This window comes from Photobacterium aphoticum, from assembly GCF_001029435.1.
Lineage (GTDB): Bacteria > Pseudomonadota > Gammaproteobacteria > Enterobacterales > Vibrionaceae > Photobacterium > Photobacterium aphoticum.
Map to the genome: position 1 here is coordinate 1 of NZ_LDOV01000096.1, position 219 is coordinate 219.

Below are 219 nucleotides of genomic sequence, written 5' to 3' on the forward strand. Positions count from 1 at the left end.
CGAACTCTTCAAATTGGATAAGCGCGTCCGGCCAACGGTGCTTAACAGCCTGCATGAAATCATCAACAAACGTATCGTATTCCTGCACAGAAATACGAGGATGACGCCAACCCATGTACATAGGGTCAGAAAGACGTTGCGGGTTGTTTGTACCCACATCCAAAACCACTGGCAGGGCGTAAGCCGGGCGGATACCACCACATGCGGTGTACAGAGACA

Annotated in this window: 1 pseudogene; it reads right to left on the reverse strand. The window is 51.1% G+C overall.

The window, feature by feature from the left end:
• Window positions 1-219, reverse strand: a pseudogene (locus ABT58_RS23195) (NAD-dependent malic enzyme); the annotation flags it as partial.